Below are 23,416 nucleotides of genomic sequence, written 5' to 3' on the forward strand. Positions count from 1 at the left end.
GCCCGGGCGGCCCGGGCCGCCGACACCGGCTCGCTCGCCGTGATCGCGGCGGACGCGGAGGTGCCCCGGCTGCGCGCCGCGCTGACGGCGGCCGGGCTCGACCCCCGCGACCCGACGGACCCCGGTGCGGACGGCCCGCTGACGCTGCTGCCCGCCACCGTGGCCAAGGGGCTGGAGTTCGACCACGTCGTCCTCGTCGAACCCGCCGCCGTACAGGAGGCGGAGCCGCGCGGGGCGCACCGGCTGTACGTGGTGCTGACCCGGGCGGTCACCCGCTTGGAGATCCTCCACCGCCGGCCGCTGCCGTTCGGGTGAGCCGCCCCGGCCGCACCCCGGAACCCGGAGCCGGACTCAGAGGTTGATCATGTGCCCGGCGAGTCCGTGCACGGCCTCCTTGACCGCCTCGCCGAGCGTCGGGTGGGCGTGCACGTTCCGCGCGACCTCGTGCACCGTGAGGTCCCACTGCTGGGCCAACGTCAACTCGGGGAGCAACTCGGTGACGTCGGGGCCGATCAGGTGACCGCCGATGAGCTCCCCGTGGGTGGCGTCGCTGATCAGCTTCACGAAGCCCGCGGTGTCGCCGAGCCCGTGCGACTTGCCGTTCGCGGTGAACGGGAACTTCGCCACCTTCACGTCGTAGCCCAGCTCCCGGGCCTGCGCCTCGGTGTAGCCGAAGCTCGCGATCTGCGGCTGGCAGTAGGTGGCCCGGGGGATCATCGCGTAGTCGAGCTCCATGGTCTCCGCGTCGGCGAGGGTCTCCGCGGCGATGACGCCCATCGACTCGGCCGCGTGCGCCAGCATCAGCTTCGCGGTGACGTCCCCGATCGCGAAGATGTGCGGCACGGAGGTGCGGCAGCGACCGTCCACGTCGATCGCGCCGCGCTCGGTGACCCGCACCCCGGCCGCCTCCAGGCCGTACCCGGTGACGTTGGGCTGGAAGCCGATCGCCTGGAGCACCTTGTCGGCGGTCAGCACCTGCTGCGCCCCGTCCTTGCCGGTCACCGTCACCCGCACCTGCGGCCCGGACTCGTCGATGGAGTCCACCCGGGTCGAGGTCAGCACGTCGATGCCGAGCTTGCGGTAGCGGCGGGCCAGCTCCGTGGAGACCTCCACGTCCTCCAGGGGGGCGATCCGGTCGAGGAACTCGACGACCGTCACCTTCACCCCGTAGTTGTGCAGCACGTACGCGAACTCCACGCCGATCGCGCCCGCCCCGGCGATCACCACGGACTGCGGCAGGTCCTCGGCGAGGATCTGCTCCTCGTAGGTGACGACCCGTTCGGTGCGCCGGGTGCCGGGCAGCAGCTTCGGGGTGGCGCCGGTGGCGATGATGCAGTGCTCGAACGCGACGGTGCGGGTGCTGCCGTCGGCGGCGGCCACCCGCAGGGTGTGCGCGTCGACGAAGGTGCCCCGGCCGTCGATCTCGGTGATCGCGTTCTTCTTCATCAGGTAGTGGACGCCCTTGACCCGGCCGTCCGCGACCCGTCGGCTGCGGCGGAACGCCTCCCCGTAGTCGAAGGAGACCGTGCCCTCCACCCGGATGCCGAAGGTCTTGGCCTCGTGGGTGAAGATGTGCGCCAGCTCCGCGTTGCGCAGCAGGGCCTTGGTGGGGATGCAGCCGACGTTCAGACAGACGCCGCCCCAGTACTTCTCCTCGACGACCGCCACCTTCTTGCCCAGCTGGGCGGCGCGTACGGCGGCGACGTACCCGCCCGGTCCCGCGCCCAGGACGACGACGTCGAAGCGGTCTACATCCGTGGTCATGCGTCTGCTCCCTGCCCTCTGGTGGGGGTGTACCCCTCGATGGTGCCACCCGGGCGGACTCCCGCGGAGCGGGGCCGTCCGGTCGGGCGGCGTCCGGGCCGGGCGTCCCCGTCGTCCGGTCGGGGGGTCGGACCGCCGGTCAGCCGGTGACGTCGAGCGCGGTCCCGTACAGCCGCTCGACCCGCAGCCGCAGCACCACCCGCCGCTCGGCGACGGCGGTCGCGAGGAAGGCCGCCTCCTCGGCCGGGTCGTCGAAGCCCGGGGTGAGGGCGAGCAGCTCCCGCCCGACCGGGTCGCCCGGCACCGCGGTCGGCTCGGACACCTCGACGGTGCCCTCCGCCACCGCGAACGACCACACGTCGGGCCCCGGCACGTGCAGCGAGGCCCGCGGACTCCTGCGCAGCAGCCGGGTCTTGAGCCGCTCGACGGTGCTGGACACCCGGACGGTGCGCTCGTCCGGGTCCCACCCGTACAGCACCGTCGACAGGTGCGGGTGCCCGGTGGAGCGGACGGCGGCCAAGGTCCCGAACCGTCCCGCGGCGAGCAGTGCGGCGAGCGCGCCCGCGTCCAGCACCCGGGGCGGCGGGCCGGACCGCTCCCCGGGCGCGGGGGCGTCTCCGGTCGCGGGGGCGGGGCGGTGGGCTGCGGCGGACATGTCGGACCTCCTGGTGGGGGCGGTTCGGGGCGTGACGACATGAACGACCGTAGCAGATGGTTTTGTTGCAGACTATTTTTCTCGGTCTCGCCGGGGGTGGGGTTTCAGTGGGCCCGGCGGGCCCGCCGGGCCGGGCGGGGGGCGGCGACCGGGGTGGCCAGCGGGCCGCCGGCGAGGAGGTCCAGGGCGCGCAGCAGCGCCTCGCGGTCCTCGCCGGGCAGTGCGGCCAGCACCTCCCGGTGGACCCGGTCGGCGATCTCCTGGCTGCGTCCGGCCGCCGCCGCGCCGGCCTCGGTGACCGCGACGATCCGGGCCCGCCGGTCCGTCCGGGCCGGGCGGCGCTCGGCGAGGCCGGCCGCTTCCAGGGCGTCGACCGTGACCACCATCGTGGTCTTGTCCATGCCGCCGAGTTCGGCGAGTTGGATCTGGGTGCGCTCCGCCTCCAGGGCGTGCACGAGGACGCAGTGCATCCGGGCGGTGAGTCCGACCTCGGCCAGCGCGGCGGCCATCCGGGTGCGCAGGGCGTGACCGGTGTGGTCGAGGAGGAACGAGAGGTCGGGCGCGGTGCGCCGCGGGGCCGGGTGGGTCATGGGCGCCAGGGTAACCACATCCGTCCGGTACGGGACGATCCCGTGGCGGATCGTCCCGTACCCTCTCCGCCGGTCAGCGGGCGGCGTCGGCGATCAGCTTCAGGGCCAGGGCCCGGGTGGCCGCGTCGGCCTTCTCGGGGCTGCCGGAGTCGAAGGGGGGCTCGGGGTCGTACTCCACCGCCAGTTGGACCGCCCGCGCCACCTGCTCGCCGGAGAGCAGGGCGGCCAGGTGCAGGGCCATGTCGATGCCGGCGGAGACCCCGGCCGCGGTGATGACCTTGCCGGCCGTCACGAACCGTCCCGGTGCGTACACCGCGCCGACCTCCTTCAGGTAGTCGCGGGAGGCCCAGTGGGTGGTGGCGGGCAGACCGCGCAGCAGGCCGGCCGCGCCGAGGATCAGCGATCCGGTGCAGACGGAGGTCGTCCACCGGCTGTGCCGGTGCACCCCGCGGATCCACTCCAGGACGCGGGCGTCCCGCATGGTCGCGACGGTCCCGCGTTCGCCTCCGCCGGGCACCACCAGCACCTCGGCGCGCGGCAGTTCGCGCAGCGACCGCTCGGCGACCAGGCCGAGCTGCCCGGTGTCGGTGCGCACCGGCCCGCGCCGTGCGGCCACCGTCGTCACCCGGACGCCCGGGAGTCGGCACAGGGTCTCGTAGGGCCCGACCGCGTCCAGCGCGGTGAATCCGTCGTACAGCAGCACCGCCACGTCCAGGGACTCCCGCGGCGGGGGAGCGGCGGCGGATTCGGCCCGGGCCGCGGCGGCCGTGGCGGTGGAGGCGAGTCCGGTGGTCAGGGTCACGGCGGCGGCGGTGCGCAGCACCCCGCGTCGGCCCCGTGCGGGCGGGTGGTTCATGGGCGGCTCCTCGCTGTCGTCCGGTCGTCCCAGTGGTCGGGGCGGGGCCGCCGGAGGTTCCCGGGGACACGCGGGGAGAGCCCGGGTGGTGGGCTCCCCCCTGTGGGGCCCACCACCCGGGCTCGTCGGGTGCCCTCAGCGCTTGGTGGTGCCGTTGAACAGCGAGCGCGACCAGAAGTAGCCGATCAGGGCCACGCCGACGCACCAGGCGAGGGAGATCCAGCCGCTGTTGCCGATCGCGCTGCCGGTCAGCAGCCCGCGCAGGGTCTCGGTCATCGGGGTGAAGGGCTGGTGCTCGGCGAACCAGCGCAGCCCCGGGGACATCGACTCGGCCGGCGCGAACGCGGAGCCGAGGAAGGGCAGGAACTGGACCAGCAGCGGCTTGTTGCTCGCGGACTCCACGGTCTTGGAGATCAGGCCCAGCGCCGCCGACAGCCAGGTGATCGCGAAGGCGATGCCCGAGACCAGGCCGGCCGCGGCGAGCCACTCCAGCGCGCTCGCGTCGGACCGGAAGCCGAGGGCGAGGGCGACGCCCACCACCAGCACCAGGCTCACCAGCGTCTGGATCATGCTGCCGAGGACGTGGCCCGTCATGAACGAGGAGCGGACGATGTTCATGGTGCGGAAGCGGTTGATGATGCCCTCGGTCATGTCGGAGCAGACCGCGATCGAGGTCGACATCGAGCCGGACGCCACCCCCATGATGAGGATGCCGGGGGTCAGGTAGTCGAGGTAGGCGTCCCGGCCGCCGCCCATGCTGGCGCCCATCGACTCGCCGAAGGCGTAGACGAAGAGCAGGAGCATCATGATCGGCATCATCGCGCTGCCGAACGAGACCGCCGGGTAGCGGACGGCGTGCTTGAGGTTGCGCCGGAGCATCGTCGTCGAGTCCTGCACGGTGTGGGCGAGGGTGCTCATCGCTGGATCTCCTTGACGTGCAGGGGGGCGGCGGCGGTGCCCTGGCCGGTCAGGGCGAGGAAGACGTCGTCCAGGTCGGGGGTGTGCACGGAGAGGTCGGCCGCCCGGACGTCGGCGGCGTCGAGCCGGTCGATCAGGGCGCGCAGGGCGTCGAGGCCGCCGTCGCCCGCGATGCGCAGGGCGAGTTCCTCGTCGTCCCGGGCCGCCCCGGTGAAGGCCGCCGCGGCCCGCTCGTAGGCGGCGGGCTCGCTGAACCGCAGCCGGACGTGGCTGCCGGGGATGCGCCCCTTGAGCTCGTCGGCGGTGCCCTCGGCGACGATCCGGCCGCCGTCGAGCACGGCGATCCGGTCGGCCAACTGGTCCGCCTCCTCCAGGTACTGGGTGGTGAGGAAGACCGTGGTGCCGCCCGCGACCAGCGAGCGCACCGTGTCCCACATGGTGCGACGGCTACGGGGGTCGAGTCCGGTGGTCGGCTCGTCCAGGAAGATCACCCGGGGGTCGCCGACCAGGGTCATGGCGAGGTCCAGTCGGCGCCGCATGCCGCCGGAGAAGGTCGCCGCCCGCTGGTGGGCGACGTCCGCGATGTCGAACCGCCTGAGCAACTCCCGTGTGCGGGCGCGCCCTTCGCGCTTGCCCAGCCGCAGCAGGTCGGCCATGAGGAGCAGGTTCTCCTCGGCGGTCAGCAGGTCGTCCAGGGCGGCGAACTGTCCGGTGACGCCGATCGCGGAGCGCACTCCTTCCGGTGCGGTGGCGATGTCGTGGCCGGCGACCTGGGCCCGTCCGCCGTCCGCGGCGACGAGGGTGGAGAGGATCTGCACGGTGGTGGTCTTGCCGGCGCCGTTGGGGCCGAGCAGCGCGAACACGGAACCGGCCGGGATGTGCAGGTCGATGCCGTCGAGCACGGTCCTGTCGCCGTAGGACTTGCGCAGGCCGAGGGCGGAGACCGCGGCGGGTGCCGGTGCGCGCTCCGTGCGCCTTGTTGTGGGCATGACAGAAGAAGGCATGGGGCCCTCCCGTTCGGGGGCTGGGGTGACGGAGGAAGACGGAGCGGGTGAGGGGGTGCCCGGGGGTCAGGCCCGGGCCCGCCGCACCTCGATGTTGCCGAAGCGGGTCCGGGCGCGGACCTCGACGGTGTCCTCGCTCTTGCCGGGCCCCTCGGAGCCGGTGAGCGCGTTGTGCACCTGCCCCATCTCGGAGCTGACGTCCAGCCAGGCGGCGGTGCCCTCGCTGACGCCGACCGCGATGGAGCCGAAGGAGGTCTCCAACCGCACCTGTCCGCTGGTGACCGCGTCGACGCGCAGGGCGCCGTGCGCGGTGGTGGCGGCCACCGACCCCTCGGCGTGACCGATGACGATGTCCCCGTTGGCGCCGCGCACCCGCAACTCGCCGAGCGCGGTGCCGATGGTGGTGCTGCCGTGCGAGTTCTTCAGCACGGCGTCCCCTTCGAGGGTGCCGACGTGCAGCCGGCCGGAGCTGGTGGAGATCTCGGCGGCGCCCGCCACCCGGTCGATGTCGATCTCGCCGTGCGCGGCGGCCAGTCGCAGTCGACCGGTCGTGTCGAGGCGGACGTCACCGGTGGAGGTCTTCACGCGCACCTCGCCGAGTCGCCCCTCGCCGACCACCCGGGTCCAGGAGCCGGTCGCGTGCACGGCGGAGCCGGCGGGCAGCTCGACCGTCACGTCCACGGTGCCGATGCGGCCGAGCATGCCGGCCTTGGGCGTCCTGACGGTCAGTTCGCCGTCCTCGAAGGTGACCGTCGTCTGCCCGGCCGTCCGCACGTCCCGGTCCTTCTGCGGGTCGCGGGGTCGCACCTCGACGACGGTGTCGAGGCGGTCGCCCGCGGCGAACCGGACGGAACCGCCCTCCACGTGCGCGGTGACGGAGATCGGCCGGGGGGTGTCGAAAGAAGGCATGGCGGTACCGTCCTCGTGGGTCTCGGGATCGTCCCTCGCGGGACGTACTGGTGTGAACGGAACGTGCGGGAAGGGAGGGGCGCGGTCAGCGCACCCAGCCCGTGAAGCTCTGACCGACGGCGCGGGACGTCTCCACCGTGCGCGGCTGCGCGCCGCCGACCGCCGCCGACACGGCCCGCACCAACCACGCGTTGACCGACAGGCCCTCGCGGCCGGCGGCCTCCTCGGCGCGCGCCTTGAGGTGCGCCGGCAGGCGCAGGTTGACCCGGGCGGTGCCGCCCTCCTCGCCGCCGGCGGGTGCCGCGAGCGGTTCCACGGGCGGCGCGGCGGCGTCCGCGGCACCGCTGCCGGCGGGGGGCGGGATCACCACGAAGTCGGGGTCCACCCCGCGCAGCCGGACGTCGACCGAGCCGGGCGCCAGTTCGCGGGTGATCTCGTCCATCGCGGCGGAGAGCACGTTGAGCATGACCAGACGGGTCGCCGACTCCAGCGGGGCGGTGAGCCGCTCGGCCAGCTCGCGGGCGTCCTCCCCGCCGGCCTCGGCGGCCACGGCGAGTTCGCGTCGCAGGGTGTCGACATACGGTGTGAGGTCCATGACGCAATAGTGGCATCACGATGGCGCATGTGCAAGCCCGATTGGTGCCATAGTGGCTTCGGGTATGGCGTCATACGGGTTGAGCTGCGGAAACGTTCGAAAAATCGAGAACGGGTTGAGGTGCGGAAGGCTTCGGCGGGACGGTGAAGGGTGCAGGTTGGTGCTGAAGTGGCACCGTCTGGCACTGAATAGCGCCAGGTGGTGCCAGGCGGTGCCACGCCGGGCCAGGGCCCGGTCTCAGCCGGTGGTTCCGCCGGCCTCCCGGGCGGCCCGCTCGACCCGCTCGTGGTGGCGCTGCCACCAGGTCGCATCGCCCTCCGTCATGCTGGTGTTGCCCTCGTTTATGCCCACCGCGCCGTCGATCAGCTCGCGGAGGATGTCGGCGTGGCCGGCGTGCCGGTGGGTGTCGGCGATGACGCGCACCACCGCGTGGCGCAGGGTCACCCCGTCCCGTCCGGCCGGCCACCACGGCACCCGGCCGACCGCGTCCAGGGGCAGGGCCTCGATCGTCGCGTCGGCGTGCGCCCACGCCCGGCGGTACAGCGCCACCAACTCCTCGCGGGTCTCCTCCGCGGTGGCCCACATGTCCGCATCGGGGTCGGCGTCCTCCGTCACCCACGGCTGCGGTTCCCCGGACGGCCGGCCGAAGGTGTCGCCCAGGTAGCCCAGCTCCACCCCGGCCGCGTGCTTCACCAGCCCCAGCAGATTGGTGCCGGTCGGGGTCAGGGGTCGGCGGACGTCGTACTCCGGGAGCCCGTCGAGCTTCCACAGCAGGGCGTCACGGGCGGACTGGAGGTAGAAGCGCAGATCGGCCTTGGCGTCAGGGGTGCTCATGGCGGCCATTCTGCGGGCCGGTGCGGTGCCGGGCACGGGAATTGCCCACCGGAGCGGGTCCGTCCCCGGCGGGGGACGGACCGCACGGCCTCACCGGTCGGTGGAGGCCCCCACGGCGCTCTGCTCGTCCGGGGCGGGCGGCGGCACCGTGGCAGCGGCCCGGCGCCTCCGCTCGCCCGGCCACCACACCCGGTCGCCCAGCAGCGAGGTGACCGCCGGCACCAGCAACAGCGCCATGACGAACGCGGTCAGCAGGATGCCGAAGGCCACCGCGAAGCCCATCTGCTGCAACATGGTGCTCTCGGCCAACAGCAGCACCCCGAACGTACCGGCCAGGATGATCGCGGCGGCGCCGATGGTGGGCGCGGACCGGGCGACCGCACGGTGCACGGCCTCCCGCGGGTCGACGCCGCTGCGGGTCTCCTCCCGCAACCGGGCCACCATCAGGATGTTGTAGTCGGTGCCGATCGCCACCACGAACAGGTAGACGATCACGGGCAGGGTGAACAGCAGTCCGCTCTCGCCCTTGAGGTCCTGGAACAGCCACACGGTCGAGCCCAGGGTGGCCCCGAAGCCGAGCGCCACCGCGAGCATCAGGAACCAGGGGGCGACGGCGCTGCGCAGCAGCAACCCCAGGATGACCATGATGGCCAGGCCGGCGGCGGGGAAGACCAGCGAGTAGTCCCGGTTCACCGCGGCCTGGATGTCCGCCAACACCCCGGTGGGGCCGCCGACCAGCGCCCTGGTGCCCTCGGGCGCCGCCTCGTGGGCGGTGTCCCGTAGCTGCCCGCCGACCAGTTCGATGGCCCGCTCGCTGGTGGGCGGGTGGGTGAGCACCACCGCGATCTGGGCGACGTCGCCCGACGCGTTGGTCACCGCGGGCGCCACCTGGCCCACCCCCTCGACCCCGCGCAACTCCTCCGCGTAGGCGGTGAGCGCCCCCGTCGACAGGGTGCCGCCGTCCTCCTCCTCGACCAGCACCCACACCGGGTCGGTCTGGCCGGCCGCGAAGCCGCGCTGCATCTCCTTCGAGGCACGCACCGACTCCAGGTCGTCGGGCAGCGAACTCCCGCTGTCGAAGACCGGGTTGAAGGAGAGCACGCCCAGCGCCAGGGCGGCGAGCACCGCACCCGAGGCGGCGGCGACCGTCCCCGGGCGGCGGGCGATCACCGCCCCGGTGCGGTCCGCCAACTCGTTGCGCGGCGCGGTGCGCCACGCCTTCGACGGCCAGAACGCCCGGGTGCCGAGCAGCGAGAAGACGGCCGGGACCAGGGTGAGCGCGGCGACCAGGGTCACCGCGACGGAGATGGCCAGCGCCGGGCCCATGGCCCGCAGCATGCCCAGGCTGGACAGCAGCAGCGCGAGGAAGGCGACGATCACCGCACCGGCTGCCGAGGCGACGGTCTCGCCGACCCGGGCCACCGCCTCCTCCATCGCGGCTTTCGGCTCCTGACCGGCGCGCAACTGCTCCCGCCAGCGGAACACCAGGAAGAGGATGTAGTCGGTGCCGACCCCGAACAGCACCACGATGAGGATCGAGCTGACGGAGGAGTCCGCGGTGAGTCCGACCAGTTCGGCGGCGGTGGCGATCAGCCCGCTGGCCACCACGAAGACCACGGAGATGATCAGCACCGGCAGCAGGGCGATCAGTGGGCTGCGGAAGATCACCAGCAGCAGGATCACGATGAGGGCCAGCGTCGCCATGGTGATCATGGCGTCGGTGTCGCCGGAGGACTCCCGGGTGTCCAGGGCGCTGGCCGCCGCTCCGGTGAGCCCCACGTGCAGGTCGGTGCCGGCGACCAACGGCCCGACCCGTTCCCGGAGCTCCTTGACGGCGTCGAGCAGCTCCGGGTCCTGGTGGTCGTCCACCGTCGACACGATGCTGGCCAGGGCGATCTTCCCGTTGGGAGAGACGGCCTGCGGGCCGGTCTTCACGCTCTCGACCAGCTCCACCCCCGCCCGGTCGAGCCCGTCGGTGACCCGCACCACGTCGGCCTTGTCCCCGGCGGTCAGCACGCCGCCGTCCTCGCGCCGGAACACGGCGGTGGCGGCGGGGCGTTCCTGCTGCGGGAAGGACCGCTCCTGGACGTCGGCCACCTGCAAGGACTCGTAGTGGCCCGGAAGGAAGTCGGCCTGGTCGGCGCTGGACTTGAACTGGGGGGCGAACACGGTCAGGGCGACCGCGGCGACCAGCCAACCGAGGATGGTCAGCCACGGGTGCCTGACGGAGGACCGCCCGATCCCTGCGAACATGGAGCTCCTTCGGTACGTCTCGTCTCTTCTCTGCGGACCCGGCCGGTCTCTGCGGACCCGGCCGGCGGGCGGGCCGACGTCGTGCCCGGCCCGCTCCTCCTCCGGGTCGGCTGGTGCGTCGGGCCGTCACGGGACGCCGGGCGTCGGACACCTGTGACGAGGCTGTCAGGAAAAGACGATCCGTAAACGGGGGCACGGAACGCGCACGCCGTTTCGCGCCCCCGCCGCGCGCGAGCGCGGGTGAACGAGTGCCCCCGCCGGGCCTCCCACCAGCAAGGACGTGGCCCCCGCCCGGTCCCTGGGGTCCGACTCGGGCAGATGTGCGGGGGGTGACGCGTCACGGATTCGGCTGAGTACCGCCCCGGTCCCGGCCGGTTCGGGCCGCGGCCGCCGGACGGGCCCGGGGGCCGCGGGGGAGGTCGTCGGGACGCCGGATCGGTGCCCGCCGCGCCGGTGGTGGCGGACCGGGTGCCCGGCTTGTCGCCGTGCGGTGCGGAACACCCCCTTCCGGGCGGACCCGTGGACCTCCACCCGATCGGCGGTCGGCCGGACGTGCCCGCCGACGCGGGAGCCGTCGCGCACGCTGCTGCGGCGCGCCGGCGGTCCGCTCAGCCCGTACCGGCGAGGTCCGCGAGGACCGCCCGCAGCCGGGCCCGGCACTCGGCGACGAACGCGGGCAGCACGTCCCAGTAGTACGGGATGCCGCCGACGGCGACCGCGACGGCCCAGGCGCGGGCCCGGGCCCAGGTGACGTCGTCCAGCTCCAGGGCCTCCCGGTACGCCAGCCGGGCGGCGGGCGGCAGGTCCCACAGGGCGGCGTGTTCGGCGTCGGGGAAGCCGACCGACAGCCCCCCGAAGTCGATCACTGCGTGCAGTCCACCGTCCCGGACCAGCAGGTTGCTCGGCTTCAGATCGCCGTGCAGCCACCCGTGGGGGCCGTCGGGCCCGGGCAGTGCCAGCCCCGCCCGCCACACCGCCTCCAACGCGTCCACGTCCAACTCCGCACCCACCAGGCGGCGGCAGTCCGCCAGGCATCCGCCGACCCACTCGTCGCACGGCCGCGGGGAGCCCCCGCGGTACCAGTCGAGGCCCTCCGCCCGGACGGCGTCCAGGAGGTCGGCCCGGTGCAACTCCCGTACGAAGGCGGCGAGGTCCGTCCCGAACGCGGCCCAGTCCCGCACCGTTCCCGGCCCCGCCACCTCGCCGTCGATCCAGCGGTGCACCGACCAGGCCAGCGGGAAGGCGTCCGTGGGCGCCCCGGCGTGGACGACCGCGGGAACCGGGAGGGGCAGCAGGGGCGCCAACCGGGGCAGCCACTCCTGCTCCTTGCGCACGGCCAGCGCGTTCCCGGCGGTGCGGGGGACCCGCACCAGCAACTCGTCCCCCAGGCGGTACATCGTGTTGTCGGTGCCCGCGCCGGCCGGTGACAGCGGCAGCCCGGCCCACTGCGGCAACTGGTCCGCCACCAGGGACCGCACCAGCGACTCGTCGACGGGGATCTCGTGCGGGTGGAGGACCATGCGGGTCAGTCTCCCCGGCGACGGAACGGGACGCGAACGACTTTGCCCTCCTGCGGCGCCCCCGACTCCACGGAGTAATCGACTCGCGCCCGTCCGCAGCCGCGCCCTACCCTGCGCGCCATGGCAAAGACACCCGTTCTCACCCCCCGCGCGGACGACTTCCCGCGCTGGTACCAGGAGCTGATCGCTAAGGCCGGACTGGCCGACAACGGGCCGGTGCGCGGCACCATGGTCATCCGACCGTACGGGTACGGGCTGTGGGAGCGGATGCAGCAGGAGCTGGACGCCCGGATCAAGGCGGCGGGCGCCGAGAACGCGTACTTCCCGCTCCTCATCCCGCAGTCGTACCTGGCGCGGGAGGCCGAGCACGTCGAGGGCTTCGCCCCCGAACTGGCCGTCGTCACCCACGCCGGGGGGAAGGAACTGGAGGAGCCCGCCGTCGTCCGCCCCACCTCCGAGACCATCGTCAACGACTGCTTCGCGAAGTGGGTGCAGAGCTACCGCGACCTGCCCCTGCTGATCAACCAGTGGGCCAACGTGGTGCGTTGGGAGCTGCGCCCCCGGGCGTTCCTGCGGACCACGGAGTTCCTGTGGCAGGAGGGCCACACCGCGCACGCCACCCGCGAGGAGGCCCGGGAGTACGCCGCGCGCATCCACCGGGACGTGTACGCCGACTTCATGGCGAACGTCCTCGCCCTGGACGTCCAGCCGGGGCGCAAGACCGCCCGGGAGCGGTTCGCCGGCGCCATCAACACCCTCACCCTGGAGGGCATGACGGGGGACGGCAAGGCCCTCCAACTGGGCACCAGCCACGAGTTGGGCCAGAACTTCGCCCGCGCCTTCCACATCCGCTACCTGTCCGAGGAGGGCCGCCAGGAGCACGTGTGGCAGACCTCCTGGGGCTCCACCACGCGTCTGGTCGGCGCCCTGGTGATGATGCACGGGGACGACGACGGCCTGCGCGTCCCGCCCCGGCTGGCCCCCGTCCAGGTGGTCGTCCTCGCCGTCAAGGACGACGGGACGGTCCTGCCCAGGGTGCGGGAGATCGCCGCAGGACTGACCGCGGCCGGCGTCCGCACCGAGGTCGACGACCGCACCGACGTCCCGTTCGGCCGCCGCGCGGTCAACTGGGAACTCAAGGGGGTCCCGGTCCGCGTCGAGGTCGGACCGCGCGACCTGGCGAACGACACCGCCGTGCTGGTGCGCCGCATCCCGGGCAGCAAGGCGCCCACCCCGATCGGCGCCCTCCCCGCGATCCTGCCCGGGGTGTTGGAGGAGGACCAGGCGCTGCTGCTCGCACAGGCCCGCGGGCGGCGGACGGCGCGCACCGTCGAGGTCAGCACGGTGGAGGAGGCCGCCGAGGCGGCGGCCACCGGCTGGGCCCGCATCCCGTGGGCCGCGCTGGGGCCGGAGGGCGAGGCGCGCCTCGCCGAACGCGGTCTGACCGTGCGCTGCCTGGTCGCCGCGGACGGTTCGGTGCCCGAGCACGACGACCAGCCGGGCAACGCGGCCGTCGTGGCCCGGGCCTACTGACCCGCCGCCGAGCGGTCGTCGGCCGCTTCCCCGGACGGTCCCGCCCGGTCGACCTGGTTGGATGTCGACCCATGACGGACTGGTCGCGGCTCACCCATGCGTACGGCTCCGCGGCGGACGTGCCCGACCTGTTGGACGGGATCGTGTCCGACCCGAGCCCCGAGCGGTGGAACGACCTCTGGGCCACCCTGTGCCACCAGGGCACCGTGTACGAGGCCAGCTTCGCCGCACTGCCCCGGCTGGTGGACCTGGCCGGCGCCGACGACCGGGACCAGGCGGTCCGGGCCCTGGTCCTGGCCGGCGCGATCGTGGCGGGCGCGGACCGGCCGCCCGGAGCCGACGGCGTCCACGTCGAGCACGCGGGCGCGGTGGCGAGCCTGCTGACGCTGGCGAACGAGCGCCTCCGGACCGCCGACGACCGGGAGGAGTACGTCCACCTCCTCTCGTCCGTGCTGGCCTTCGAGGGCTTCGCCGGCTGGGGCGAGGACCTGGCCTGGGGGCTGATCCACGAGGAGTACGAGGTCTCCTGCCCCGCCTGCGGGGCCGATCTGTTCGTGGTGATCGGCGACCGGGGGTTCTTCACCACCAGCGAGGACTACGCCCTGTCGGACGAGGACGTGGAGAGCGTGCCGTTGCGCCCCGCCGCCCCCCGGAACCTGGACGGCGTCGGCCGGCGGCTGCACGACCTCGCCCTGGCGGACGGCCGGCGCGAGGTCGCCCACGCGCTGGCCCACGTGTTCGGCGACGCGACCTGCCCGGACTGCGCGGCGGACTTCCCGGTGGCCGCCCGGATCGGTGCCGAGGGGCCACCGGCCGCCCACTGCGGTACGGGAGGGTGACGCCTCCCTCGGGCGGCGCGGTGCTGCCCCTACCGCCGGGGCTCCGGTCGCGGGAGGTCCACGACATCGGCGACGACACAGCTGACGTTGTCGGGTCCGCCCGCGCCGTTGGCGAGGGCGATCAGTTCGCGGACCGCCCGCTCGGGTTCGTCGACCTCGGAGAGCACCCGGCGGACCTCCTCGGCCGACACCACGGTCGACAGGCCGTCGGAGCAGAGCAGGTACCGGTCTCCCCGCCGGGCGTCGTGCAGACGCAGGTCGGGGGTGGCGTCGGCACCCCGGCCCAGGGCGCGGGCCAACACGGACCGCTGGGGATGGGCGGCAGCCTCCTCCGGGTCGAGGCGCCCCTCGTCGACCATCGTCTGCACCACGGTGTGGTCGTGGGTGATCTGGAACAGCTCTCCGTCGCGCAGGAGGTGGATGCGGGAGTCGCCGATGTGGACGAGGGCCAGTCGTGATCCGGTCCAGAGCATCGCGGTGAGCGTGGTGCCGGCGTCCTCCGGGGCCGCGCCGGCGACGCCGTGCACCGCGTGCTCGGCCCGCTCCACGGCGTCGTGGAGCAGGTTGAGGAGGTCGTCCGTCGGGAGGTCCTCGGCCTCCAGGGGCTTGAGCGCGTCGACGGCGACCATGCTGGCCAGGGCCCCGCGGCTGCCGTAGCCGTCGGCGACGGCGAGCAGCCGGGAACCGGCGTGGGCGGTGTCCTGGTTGCTCCCGCGCACCCGGCCGGTGTCGGACCGGGCGGCGTAGCGGATTCCGAGGGACGGGTCGGTCGAGGACATGGCGGGGTCCTTCCGGGACAGATGGTCGACGAGGAAGGCGGCCAGATCACGCCGTGCGGCGGTGTCCGCCTCGACCCGGGCCCAGAACGCGCGCACCTCCCGGGCCGCCGCGTCCGCCTCCAGCGTGCGGACGTGCCGGATGAGGGCCAGCGGCATGCCCAGCCGCCGGAGCCAGGCGACCAGTCGGGCCTGGTCCACCTGTTCCGGTGCGTAGTGGCGGTAGCCGGTGACCGGGTCGACCCGAGCCGGGGTCAGCAGACCGAGCTCGTCGTAGAGGCGCAGTGCCTTCGGCGACAGCCGGGACGCCTTCGCGAACGCCCCGATGGTCAACAACCCCATGCCCGTCCCTCCTCGCGCCGAGCACCTCGCCCGGCCCCACCGATGCTCGGGGCTCCCCCGGGGTGAAGGTCAACCGGGCGGTGCCGGCTTCCTCCGTGGGGACGGGACCGCGGATGCCGTCCTCGACGTGACGGGCGGGGACGTCAAGGGGTGGGGTGCGTCGTCCGGCGCGCTCCTGCTGCCCGGCCCGGTGCCCTGAACGGGGTGCGCGACGGGGCCCGGGGCCGGAAGGAGCGAGGCGGAACACCGGCGCCGATCCGCTCGGGCCCGTCCGTCCCGGACGCCCCCGGCACACTCTTGCTAGCGAATCGCTTGCAATTGTTAGCGCGGCGGGGCACGGTAGGGGCATGGCATCGCTCAACGTCGGCAACCTCGGGGAGTACCTGCGCGAGCAGCGGCGCGGCGCGCGGCTCTCGCTGCGCCAGCTCGCCGAGGCCGCCGGAGTCTCCAATCCGTACCTCAGCCAGATCGAGCGCGGCCTGCGCAAGCCCTCCGCGGAGGTGCTCCAGCAGGTCGCCAAGGCGCTGCGGATCTCCGCGGAGACCCTGTACGTCCGGGCCGGGATCCTCGACGAGCGGGAGCGGAGCGAGCTGGAGACGCGGGCCGTCCTCCTCGGCGACCCCTCCCTCACCGAGCAGCAGAAGCAGGTGCTGCTCCAGATCTACGAGTCGTTCCGCAAGGAGAACGGCACCGACGGCCCGCCGGTCGCGTCCGCGGCACCCACGACGGCGGGCGGTGCGACACCACGGTCGGAGCCGGAGCCGGAGCCGGAGCCCGGGGGGACCGGGGAAGACGAGCGGGACCGTCGACCCGACTGAGGCGCTGCCACCGGCCGACCGAGTCCCGGCCGGCCGATCGACCCGACGCACGATGTGATCCGAAGTGATCCAGGAGGACCGCTGACCATGGCCATCACCGACGAACTGCGCAAGACCCTCTCCGACCCGACCCCCCTCTACTTCGCCGCCGGCACCGCTGACCTGGCGTTCCAGCAGGCCAAGAAGGTGCCCGGCCTCGTGGAGCAGCTCCGCGCCGAGGCGCCCGGCCGCATCGAGGCGGTGCGCAACGCCGACCCGAAGGCGGTGCAGGACAAGGCCGCTGCGCGGGCCCGGGAGGTCCAGGAGACCGTCCAGGTCAAGATGAACGAGTTCCTCACCGCTCTGGACGGGGACTTCAAGAAGCTCGGGGACTCGGCGCAGGACCTCGCCCTGCGGGGGGTCGGGGTCGCCGCCGAGTACGCCGTCAAGGCCAGGGAGACGTACGAGAAGGTCGCCGAGCACGGTGAGCGCACCGTGCGGACCTGGCGCGGTGAGCCCGTCGACGAGGACCTCGCCCCGGTCCGGGCCGTGGCGCCGGCCCCGGAGCCGACGCCCGAGCGCCCCGCCGTGACCGACGAGGCGCCCGTGACCGATGAGGTGTCCGGGACGGAGGGGGCGGACGGGGTCGCACCGAAGGCCCGTCGTGCCCGACCGGCGTCGACGACCGCCGCGTCGACGGCCCGCACCGTGCCGGCGCAGGAGTCCCCCCTGGGCGAGGCCCCCGCGGCGGCGCCGAAGAAGCCCGCGGCCAGGAAGGCGCCCGCCCGCAAGCCGGCGGCCAAGAAGGACACTCCGCCCGCCGCCGAGTGACGGCCCGGCGCGGCGAGGGACGGGAACGACCCGCGTGCCCGCCCCGTCGAGCGGGTACGGTGGCGGCGTAGGACGAATCGACACGGGTGGTGGAAGCTGTGCTGCGAGCAGGATTCAACGACGTGCTCGGCTGGCTCTTCGTGGCCATCACGGTCATGTCCGTGGTGGCCCTGGTGATGGCGGCCTTCGCCCGCGAGGACGCCTACCGAGCGGCTGACAAACAGAACAAGATGTTCTGGCTGATCATCCTGGGGGTCACGGTGGCCGTGAACCTGTTGATTCCCATGCTGTTCCTCCAGGTCATCGGGTTGATCGCGACGATCGTCTTCTTCGTGGACGTGCGTCCCGCGCTGCGCGGGGTCACCGGCGGTGGCCGCCGGGGCGGCAGCAGCAGCGACGGCCCGTACGGTCCCTACAACGGCGGCCGGTAGCGCCGCCTTCGCGGGCTGCGCGCCGCGTGCGCCGTCCCGTGCCGGACCGATCGACCCGACCGTGCCCGGTCACACCTGGTGTGACCGGGCACGGGGCGTTCTCCGGCGGGTGTCGTTCCCGGCGTCCGGCTAGTGTCCGGGCTCCCGGTCCAGGAGGACCACCGCCACGTCGTCGGTGAGGTCCCCGCCGTTGAGGGTGCGGGCCTCGTTCACGGTCGCTTCCAGCAGTTCCTCGCCGTGCAGGCCGGCGGCGAGCTGGCGGCGGACCAGTTCCACCATGCCGTCCTGGCCGAGCCGCTGGTTGCCCGCGCCCACCCGGCCCTCGATCAGGCCGTCCGTGTAGAGCATCAGGCTCCACGTCCCGCCCAGTTCCACCTGCCGCCTGGGCCAGCGGGCCTGCGGCAGCAGTCCGAGTGCGGGGCCGCCGCTCTCGTACGGGAGCAGTTCCGCGAGCCGGCCGGGTCGGACCACCAGGGGCGTCGGGTGGCCGGCGAGGGACAGCCCCGCCCGCCGTCCGTCCGGGGCGATGTCGACCGTGCAGAGCGTCGCGAAGATCTCCTCGTCGGACCGTTCGTGCTCCAGGACCTGCTGGAGGGTGGAGAGCAGTTCGTCCCCGCACAACCCGGCCAGGGTCAGTGCCCGCCAGGCGATGCGCAGTTCGACGCCGAGGGCCGCCTCGTCCGGTCCGTGCCCGCAGACGTCGCCGATCATCGCGTGCACCGTGCCGTCCGGCATGCGCACCACGTCGTAGAAGTCGCCGCCCAGCAGGGCGCGGGAGCGGCCGGGGAGGTAGCTGGCCGCGAAGCTCAGCCGGGCGCCGTCCAGCAGCGGTTTGGGGAGCAGTCCGCGTTCCAGCCGGGCGTTCTCCTGGGCCCGTAGCCGGGACTCGGTCAGCTTCTGCTGTGCGGCGTCGGCCCGCTTGCGTTCCACCGCGTACCGGATCGCGCGGCTGAGCAGTCGGGCGTCGAGTTCGTCGCGGAACAGGTAGTCCTGGGCGCCGACCCGCACCGCCTCGGCTCCGCGTTCGGCGTCTCCGGAGGTGGTCAGGGCGAGGACGGCGTGCCCGGGGGCCAGGCGCAGTACGTGCTTGAGCGAGGCGAGTTCATCGGCTTCGCCGGTTCCGTCGACCTTGGGGGTTTGGGGGTCCTCGTGCCGGTTCGTCCGGTCGGTGGCGGGGCGGGCTTCGCCCGCCGCCGGGGTGCGTGACCGGGCGCCGGGCGGGAGGGTCAGGGCGAGGTCCAACAGGATGCAGTGGACGTCGTCGGTGAGCAGGCGCTCGGCTTCGGTGAGGTTGCGGGCGGTGCGGATGCGGATGGGCTTGCCGGCGGCGTCCAGGAGGTCCGGGATGCCCAGGGAACCCGCGGGGTCGTCCTCGATCACCAGCAGGCTCAGGCCGCTGCCGGGCGTGGCGGCGGAACCCGCCCGGTCGGTGGCCGTCGGGGCCTGCGCGGGGGCGTCCGACGTCAGGACGGGCGCTGCGGCGCTGTGGGCCGGATCGTTCTCGACTGCTGGTATCGCTCGTGGCCGCGGTACGGGTGCGGGCATCGTCTTGATTCCTTCCCTCCCCCCGAGGGCGCGCGACGGGGCGTCGAACGACGCACCGCCAGACCGGGACCATAGCGGTATGCGGCGGTGCGGGGGAACGAGGTGCCCCGAGCTGCCGGGCAATCGGCTCCTGTCATATGCCGCATCCCCTCCCGCAATTGGACAGTCGAGCGCCATGGGGGTGTCTGTACGGGATGACGAACGTCACGCCGTGCGGGTTGAGCGACGGCCCCCGTGCGTGCCGTAGGTCACGTGCCCCGAGGTGGGCGCGTCGGTGCGCCCCGGGGTTCAGCCGCCCGGCCTGACCACGCCCAGTATCGGCATGGAACCCGCGCCCGCCACGGTGACCGTGCGACCCGGCCGCGGGGCGTGGATGATCGATCCCTTCCCCGTGTACAGCCCGACGTGGCTGGCGTCGGCGTGGTAGATGATCAGATCGCCCGGCCGTAGCTCCGCCTCGGACACCCGGCGCAGGGTGCGCCACTGCTCCTGCGAGGTGCGGGGGACGGTGACCCCGGCCGCCGCCCACGCCTGCTGGGTGAGGCCGGAGCAGTCGAAGGAGCGCGGGCCCTCGGCCCCCCACTCGTAGGGGAGGCCGAGCTGTTCGGTGGCGTAGGCGATGGCCGCCGCGGCCTGGTCACCCGGTCGGGCGCCGCCGTCCTCGGGGGCCCGGGAGCCGAGCCAGGCCTCCTGGGCGTCCCGCTGGCTGCCCTCCTCCAACTCGCGGAGACGGGCTCGTTCCTCGGCGGCGAGGGACTCCTCCAACTCCTCGGCGGCGGCGAGCTTGCGCCGTATCTCCTTGCGCGCGGCGTCCTTCTCGGCGCGGGCCTCCGTCAGCTCCTCCTGGTGGGAGACGGCGTTCGCGGCGTGGGTCCGCAGGGTCTCCTGGGTGCGGCCGAGCCGGGTGATCAGCGTGTGCAGGGCGCGTTGGTCGGTCATGGTCCGCTCGACCCCGTCCAGGAAGTTCGCCGGGTCGTCGCTCAGCGTCAGCCGTATCCCGGGCGGCAACCCGCCGCTGCGGTAGTGGGCCCGGGCGGCGGCGCCGGCCCGGTCCTTGAGCCGCTCCAGTCGCCGTTGTCCAAGTTCGATGCGCTCGTGGAGGTCGGCGATGGTCGCCGCCTGGGTGGTGGCGACCTCCTCGGCCGCATTGAAGGCGTCGGTGGCCCGCGCCGCCTCGCGGTAGAGCCCGTCGAGCCGTAGGCGCACGTCTTCCAGGCGTGCGACGTCCGCCGGCGCGCCGTCTCCCGCGGTGGCGCCGCCGCGGGCACCGTTGTCGTCCACGGCGCCCGGCGGCGGGGGAGGCGGCGCGGGCGCCGCCACGGCGGTGCCGGGTGCCGACAGCAGGAGCCCGAGGCAGACCGCCACCGCCGGCCCGGCCCCTCGCACCCGCGGTGCCGTCCGGGCCCGTCGTATCGACCGGTCGCGCCGGCTCGCCGCTGTCGAACGCCTCGACCGCCACCACCGGGCCGCCCCGGTCCACCGTCCGGGTCGCCCCACCCGTGTCCGCCGCACCACCTGCACTGTTCGTCCCCTCCCTGTGCCCCGCGCTGTCGCTCGCCGCCCCGGGACCGTCACCTGGTCGTCCCCCCGGCCCGGCGCTTCCCTCCCCGTCCCTCCGTCCCCTCCGTCCGTCATCTCCCCGTCCGCCGTACCGTCCGTCGCCTCAGCGCCGTCCGTCCGCCCGGCTGCCCGCCGCCCCTCGTACCGGTCCGCCGTCCCGGCCGGTCCGCTCCGAATGACGACCGGACGCCGGTGTTCGTTCCCGTTCGAGGCCGGTCGCACGGATGTTCACCCGCAGGTGTGAGAGCCGCTTCACCGGCTGACGGAACCGGCGGCGGGGTCGCGGCGCACCGCCCTCCCGCACCCGGTGCCACGGGCGCCCCGGCAGTCCCACCCGCTCAGCCGACCGGGGCCAACGCCTCCCACGCCACGGTCACTTCGCCCTGTCGCCACCGCACCGGGCGGTCCAGCACCGGCCAGCCCCCCGCCCTCAGCTCCCCGACCGCCCGCATCCACCGCTGCCGGGCGCCGTACGAGGCGTAGGGCGCGGCGCTCGCCCACGCCCGGTCGAAGTCGCGGAGGAACGCGTGCACGGGCTCACCCGGCACATTGCGGTGGATCAACGCCTTCGGCAGCCGTTCCGCGAGGTCCGAGGGGCGCTCCAGGGCGGCGAGCCGGGCCGCGAAGGTCACCGTGCGGGGGCCTTCCGGGCCCAGCGCGACCCAGACGTGCCGGCGTCCGACCTCGTCGCAGGTGCCCTCCACCAACAGGCCCTCCGGGGCGAGCCGGGCGCACAGCCGTCGCCACACCGCGCCCACCTCGGACTCGTCGTACTGGCGCAACACGTTCGCCGCCCGGATCAGCACCGGACGGCCCGGCAACGGCACCTCGAAACCGCCGTGCCGGAACGCGAGTCCCTCGCACGCGTACGGCGCCGCCGCGGCCACCCGGGCCGGATCGATCTCCACCCCGACCACCCGCGCGCGGGGCGCGACGGTGCGCAGCCGGTGGAGCAGCTCCACCGCGGTCCAGGGGGCGGCCCCGTAACCGAGGTCCACGGCCACGGGGTCGCCGGCGCGGCGCAGCACGGGGGCGTGGACGGCGGCGATCCAGCGGTCCATGCGGCGCAGTCGGTTCGGGTTGGTGGTCCCGCGGGTCACCGTCCCCACGGGGCGAGACGACATGCCCACGAGGGTAACCATCCCGCTGCGCCGCGCGTGTAATCACCGTACGGGCCGTCACGGAGCGTATGTGATGGCCTCTGACCTGCATGGTTGATGAGCGCAACGTAATAGTTGTGCAAAATGGGAAGGGAACGACACCGTATGGCGTTGCAGCGCTGCGGAGGGTTGGCCGCGACCCTCCGGGGGTTCCTCGTACACCTCGCACCCCTTTTCGGGGCGGGGCGTCACGCGCGGCCGGAGGGAAAACGGACCGCGGGCCCTCGGGCCCGCACCGGCAAGGGAGCCGGGCGGCGCCGCCCCCGCAGGACGACCGGAAGCAGCCACGAGGAGGACCGCTTCGTGAGCCACTACGTCAGCAGGCTCGGGCGACGATCCACCGCTTCCCCTCCCCGTTCCCCCTCCCGGCTGAGACTGCCGGGCACCCTCCGCCGCCCGCGCCGCATCGCCATGCTCAGCGTGCACACCTCCCCCCTGCACCAGCCGGGCACCGGCGACGCCGGCGGCATGAACGTCTACATCGTGGAGTTGGCCAGGCGACTCGCCGAGCTGAACATCGAGGTGGAGGTGTTCACCCGCGCCACCACCGGCGGACTGCCGCCCACCGTGGAGCTGGCCCCCGGCGTCCTGGTGCGCCACGTCGACGCGGGCCCCTACGAAGGGCTCGCCAAGGAGGACCTACCGGCCCAGTTGTGCGCGTTCACCCACGGCACCATGCAGGCCTGGGCGCGGCACCGCCCCGGCCACTACGACCTGGTCCACTCGCACTACTGGCTCTCCGGTCACGTCGGCTGGCTCGCCGCCGAGCGCTGGGGCGTCCCCCTGGTGCACGCCATGCACACCATGGCCAAGGTCAAGAACGCGGCCCTCGCCGAGGGCGACACCCCCGAACCGGCCGCCCGGGTCATCGGCGAGACCCAGATCGTGGGCGCCGCCGACCGGCTCATCGCCAACACCGCCGAGGAGGCCGACGACCTCGTCGGCCACTACGAGGCCCACCCCGACAAGGTCGCCGTGGTCCACCCCGGCGTCAACCTGGAACGCTTCCGCCCGGCCGACGGACGGCTCGCCGCCCGCGCCCGCCTCGGACTGCCGCCGGACGCCCTGGTCCCGCTCTTCGCGGGCCGCATCCAGCCGCTGAAGGCACCCGACGTGCTGCTCCACGCCGTCGCCGTCCTCCTGGCCGAGCGCCCCGGGCTCCGCAGCCGCCTGGTCGTCCCCGTGGTCGGCGGCCCCAGCGGCTCCGGGCTGGCGAAACCGGAGGGCCTCCAGAAGCTGGCCGCCCGCCTGGGCATAGCCGACGTGGTGCGCTTCCGGCCGCCGGTGCGCCAGGAGGAGTTGGCCGACTGGTTCCGGGCCGCCTCGGTCCTGGTGATGCCCTCGCACAGCGAGTCGTTCGGCCTGGTGGCGATCGAGGCGCAGGCCGCCGGCACCCCGGTGCTCGCCGCCCGGGTCGGAGGGCTGCCGGTCGCGGTGCGGGACGGGGTCACCGGCCATCTGATACCCGGTCACGACCCGGTGGCCTACGCGCGCGTGCTCGGTGCCTACGCCGAGGACCCGGCCATGTCGTTCCGGATGGGCGCGGCGGCGGCCCGCCACGCCGAGTCCTTCGGCTGGGGCGCGGCGGCGGCGGCCACGGCCGACGTGTACACGGCAGCCCTGCACGAGTACCGCCGCGGCCCGGCCAAGGTCCACGGTTGAGCGGGAGCGCGCAGGTGCTCCCGGCGGCGCCGCCGGGAGCCG

General features: G+C 74.0%; 22 protein-coding genes. 7 read left to right on the top strand and 15 right to left on the bottom strand.

Annotation, left to right across the window (positions count from 1 at the left end):
- Positions 1 to 315 (top strand): ATP-binding domain-containing protein (locus ABT092_RS13810; protein ID WP_351243310.1); only part of this gene is annotated, 315 nt, incomplete at its 5' end.
- Positions 316 to 351: 36 nt separating this feature from the next.
- On the opposite strand, the gene lpdA is transcribed toward ABT092_RS13810, so the two are convergent.
- The 11 genes from lpdA to ABT092_RS13865 all read right to left on the bottom strand — a co-directional run bounded on the left by lpdA (position 352) and on the right by ABT092_RS13865 (position 11,898).
- Positions 352 to 1,764 carry a dihydrolipoyl dehydrogenase gene (gene lpdA, locus ABT092_RS13815; protein ID WP_351243312.1) on the bottom strand — a complete coding sequence of 471 codons (1,413 nt, stop codon included), beginning with the start codon at positions 1,762 to 1,764 and terminating at the stop codon, positions 352 to 354.
- A gap of 139 nt (positions 1,765 to 1,903) precedes the next feature.
- Complete coding sequence (locus ABT092_RS13820) at positions 1,904 to 2,419, bottom strand: TIGR03618 family F420-dependent PPOX class oxidoreductase (RefSeq protein ID WP_351243314.1); 516 nt, start codon at positions 2,417 to 2,419, stop codon at positions 1,904 to 1,906.
- 104 nt (positions 2,420 to 2,523) lie between these two features.
- Positions 2,524 to 3,009: a MarR family winged helix-turn-helix transcriptional regulator gene (locus tag ABT092_RS13825; protein WP_351243316.1), complete on the bottom strand. Its 486-nt coding sequence runs from the start codon at positions 3,007 to 3,009 to the stop codon at positions 2,524 to 2,526.
- A 73-nt stretch (positions 3,010 to 3,082) separates the two neighbouring features.
- Positions 3,083 to 3,865, bottom strand: a complete 783-nt coding sequence (locus tag ABT092_RS13830; protein WP_351243318.1) for a DJ-1/PfpI family protein — start codon at positions 3,863 to 3,865, stop codon at positions 3,083 to 3,085.
- A gap of 135 nt (positions 3,866 to 4,000) precedes the next feature.
- Positions 4,001 to 4,783 (bottom strand): ABC transporter permease, encoded by a 783-nt coding sequence (locus ABT092_RS13835; RefSeq protein ID WP_351243320.1) that lies wholly within the window; start codon positions 4,781 to 4,783, stop codon positions 4,001 to 4,003.
- Positions 4,780 to 5,772, bottom strand: a complete 993-nt coding sequence (locus ABT092_RS13840) for an ATP-binding cassette domain-containing protein (RefSeq protein WP_351243533.1) — start codon at positions 5,770 to 5,772, stop codon at positions 4,780 to 4,782. The genes ABT092_RS13835 and ABT092_RS13840 overlap by 4 nt, the downstream gene beginning before the upstream one ends.
- An 81-nt stretch (positions 5,773 to 5,853) precedes the next feature.
- The gene (locus ABT092_RS13845; protein WP_351243322.1) at positions 5,854 to 6,696 is read right to left on the bottom strand and encodes a DUF4097 family beta strand repeat-containing protein; all 843 of its coding nucleotides are present in this window, start codon (positions 6,694 to 6,696) and stop codon (positions 5,854 to 5,856) included.
- An 85-nt stretch (positions 6,697 to 6,781) separates the two neighbouring features.
- Positions 6,782 to 7,291 carry a hypothetical protein gene (locus ABT092_RS13850; RefSeq protein WP_351243324.1) on the bottom strand — a complete coding sequence of 170 codons (510 nt, stop codon included), beginning with the start codon at positions 7,289 to 7,291 and terminating at the stop codon, positions 6,782 to 6,784.
- Between the two features lie 237 nt (positions 7,292 to 7,528).
- Complete coding sequence (locus ABT092_RS13855; RefSeq protein ID WP_351243326.1) at positions 7,529 to 8,125, bottom strand: DinB family protein; 597 nt, start codon at positions 8,123 to 8,125, stop codon at positions 7,529 to 7,531.
- 90 nt (positions 8,126 to 8,215) lie between these two features.
- Positions 8,216 to 10,378 carry an MMPL family transporter gene (locus tag ABT092_RS13860; RefSeq protein ID WP_351243328.1) on the bottom strand — a complete coding sequence of 721 codons (2,163 nt, stop codon included), beginning with the start codon at positions 10,376 to 10,378 and terminating at the stop codon, positions 8,216 to 8,218.
- A gap of 608 nt (positions 10,379 to 10,986) precedes the next feature.
- A complete protein-coding gene (locus ABT092_RS13865; protein ID WP_351243330.1) occupies positions 10,987 to 11,898 on the bottom strand; it encodes a phosphotransferase in 912 nt (303 codons plus the stop codon).
- Positions 11,899 to 12,018: 120 nt separating this feature from the next.
- Here ABT092_RS13865 and proS point away from each other — a divergent pair, with 120 nt between their 5' ends.
- Positions 12,019 to 13,431: a proline--tRNA ligase gene (gene proS, locus ABT092_RS13870; protein ID WP_351243332.1), complete on the top strand. Its 1,413-nt coding sequence runs from the start codon at positions 12,019 to 12,021 to the stop codon at positions 13,429 to 13,431.
- A 71-nt stretch (positions 13,432 to 13,502) separates the two neighbouring features.
- Positions 13,503 to 14,270: a hypothetical protein gene (locus ABT092_RS13875; RefSeq protein WP_351243334.1), complete on the top strand. Its 768-nt coding sequence runs from the start codon at positions 13,503 to 13,505 to the stop codon at positions 14,268 to 14,270.
- A 29-nt stretch (positions 14,271 to 14,299) separates the two neighbouring features.
- On the opposite strand, the gene ABT092_RS13880 is transcribed toward ABT092_RS13875, so the two are convergent.
- Positions 14,300 to 15,388 (bottom strand): protein phosphatase 2C domain-containing protein, encoded by a 1,089-nt coding sequence (locus ABT092_RS13880; RefSeq protein WP_351243336.1) that lies wholly within the window; start codon positions 15,386 to 15,388, stop codon positions 14,300 to 14,302.
- 347 nt (positions 15,389 to 15,735) lie between these two features.
- Here ABT092_RS13880 and ABT092_RS13885 point away from each other — a divergent pair, with 347 nt between their 5' ends.
- The 3 genes from ABT092_RS13885 to ABT092_RS13895 all read left to right on the top strand — a co-directional run bounded on the left by ABT092_RS13885 (position 15,736) and on the right by ABT092_RS13895 (position 17,447).
- On the top strand, positions 15,736 to 16,206 hold the full coding sequence (locus tag ABT092_RS13885; RefSeq protein ID WP_351243338.1) for a helix-turn-helix domain-containing protein: 471 nt from the start codon (positions 15,736 to 15,738) through the stop codon (positions 16,204 to 16,206).
- Between the two features lie 87 nt (positions 16,207 to 16,293).
- A complete protein-coding gene (locus ABT092_RS13890) occupies positions 16,294 to 17,016 on the top strand; it encodes a hypothetical protein (RefSeq protein ID WP_351243340.1) in 723 nt (240 codons plus the stop codon).
- A 98-nt stretch (positions 17,017 to 17,114) separates the two neighbouring features.
- Positions 17,115 to 17,447 carry a DUF2516 family protein gene (locus ABT092_RS13895; protein WP_351243342.1) on the top strand — a complete coding sequence of 111 codons (333 nt, stop codon included), beginning with the start codon at positions 17,115 to 17,117 and terminating at the stop codon, positions 17,445 to 17,447.
- 129 nt (positions 17,448 to 17,576) lie between these two features.
- Here ABT092_RS13895 and ABT092_RS13900 read toward each other — a convergent pair whose 3' ends face one another.
- The 3 genes from ABT092_RS13900 to ABT092_RS13910 form a co-directional block, all read right to left on the bottom strand.
- Complete coding sequence (locus tag ABT092_RS13900) at positions 17,577 to 18,992, bottom strand: PP2C family protein-serine/threonine phosphatase (protein WP_351243344.1); 1,416 nt, start codon at positions 18,990 to 18,992, stop codon at positions 17,577 to 17,579.
- 288 nt (positions 18,993 to 19,280) lie between these two features.
- Positions 19,281 to 20,357, bottom strand: coding sequence for a C40 family peptidase (locus tag ABT092_RS13905; protein WP_351243346.1), 1,077 nt, complete (start codon positions 20,355 to 20,357; stop codon positions 19,281 to 19,283).
- 533 nt (positions 20,358 to 20,890) lie between these two features.
- Complete coding sequence (locus ABT092_RS13910; RefSeq protein WP_351243348.1) at positions 20,891 to 21,676, bottom strand: class I SAM-dependent methyltransferase; 786 nt, start codon at positions 21,674 to 21,676, stop codon at positions 20,891 to 20,893.
- 339 nt (positions 21,677 to 22,015) lie between these two features.
- Between ABT092_RS13910 and mshA the strand changes: the two genes are divergently transcribed.
- Entirely contained in the window at positions 22,016 to 23,374 is a 1,359-nt protein-coding gene (mshA, locus tag ABT092_RS13915; RefSeq protein WP_351243350.1) for a D-inositol-3-phosphate glycosyltransferase, read from the top strand.
- Positions 23,375 to 23,416 lie beyond the last annotated feature (42 nt).

Origin of the sequence: Streptomyces sp. NPDC002490, assembly GCF_040296045.1 — a bacterium.
Classification (GTDB): domain Bacteria; phylum Actinomycetota; class Actinomycetes; order Streptomycetales; family Streptomycetaceae; genus Streptomyces.

Bases quoted from the DNA above. Each gene is read 5' to 3' on its own strand.
- ABT092_RS13880 (WP_351243336.1), bottom strand. From the start codon at position 15,388: ATGGGGTTGTTGACCATCGGGGCGTTCGCGAAGGCGTCCCGGCTGTCG.
- lpdA (WP_351243312.1), bottom strand. From the start codon at position 1,764: ATGACCACGGATGTAGACCGCTTCGACGTCGTCGTCCTGGGCGCGGGA.
- ABT092_RS13825 (WP_351243316.1), bottom strand. From the start codon at position 3,009: ATGACCCACCCGGCCCCGCGGCGCACCGCGCCCGACCTCTCGTTCCTC.
- ABT092_RS13855 (WP_351243326.1), bottom strand. From the start codon at position 8,125: ATGAGCACCCCTGACGCCAAGGCCGATCTGCGCTTCTACCTCCAGTCC.
- ABT092_RS13835 (WP_351243320.1), bottom strand. From the start codon at position 4,783: ATGAGCACCCTCGCCCACACCGTGCAGGACTCGACGACGATGCTCCGG.
- ABT092_RS13860 (WP_351243328.1), bottom strand. From the start codon at position 10,378: ATGTTCGCAGGGATCGGGCGGTCCTCCGTCAGGCACCCGTGGCTGACC.
- ABT092_RS13910 (WP_351243348.1), bottom strand. From the start codon at position 21,676: ATGTCGTCTCGCCCCGTGGGGACGGTGACCCGCGGGACCACCAACCCG.
- ABT092_RS13875 (WP_351243334.1), top strand. From the start codon at position 13,503: ATGACGGACTGGTCGCGGCTCACCCATGCGTACGGCTCCGCGGCGGAC.
- ABT092_RS13850 (WP_351243324.1), bottom strand. From the start codon at position 7,291: ATGGACCTCACACCGTATGTCGACACCCTGCGACGCGAACTCGCCGTG.
- ABT092_RS13885 (WP_351243338.1), top strand. From the start codon at position 15,736: ATGGCATCGCTCAACGTCGGCAACCTCGGGGAGTACCTGCGCGAGCAG.
- ABT092_RS13840 (WP_351243533.1), bottom strand. From the start codon at position 5,772: ATGCCCACAACAAGGCGCACGGAGCGCGCACCGGCACCCGCCGCGGTC.
- ABT092_RS13900 (WP_351243344.1), bottom strand. From the start codon at position 18,992: ATGCCCGCACCCGTACCGCGGCCACGAGCGATACCAGCAGTCGAGAAC.
- ABT092_RS13820 (WP_351243314.1), bottom strand. From the start codon at position 2,419: ATGTCCGCCGCAGCCCACCGCCCCGCCCCCGCGACCGGAGACGCCCCC.
- ABT092_RS13830 (WP_351243318.1), bottom strand. From the start codon at position 3,865: ATGAACCACCCGCCCGCACGGGGCCGACGCGGGGTGCTGCGCACCGCC.
- ABT092_RS13865 (WP_351243330.1), bottom strand. From the start codon at position 11,898: ATGGTCCTCCACCCGCACGAGATCCCCGTCGACGAGTCGCTGGTGCGG.
- proS (WP_351243332.1), top strand. From the start codon at position 12,019: ATGGCAAAGACACCCGTTCTCACCCCCCGCGCGGACGACTTCCCGCGC.
- ABT092_RS13845 (WP_351243322.1), bottom strand. From the start codon at position 6,696: ATGCCTTCTTTCGACACCCCCCGGCCGATCTCCGTCACCGCGCACGTG.
- ABT092_RS13890 (WP_351243340.1), top strand. From the start codon at position 16,294: ATGGCCATCACCGACGAACTGCGCAAGACCCTCTCCGACCCGACCCCC.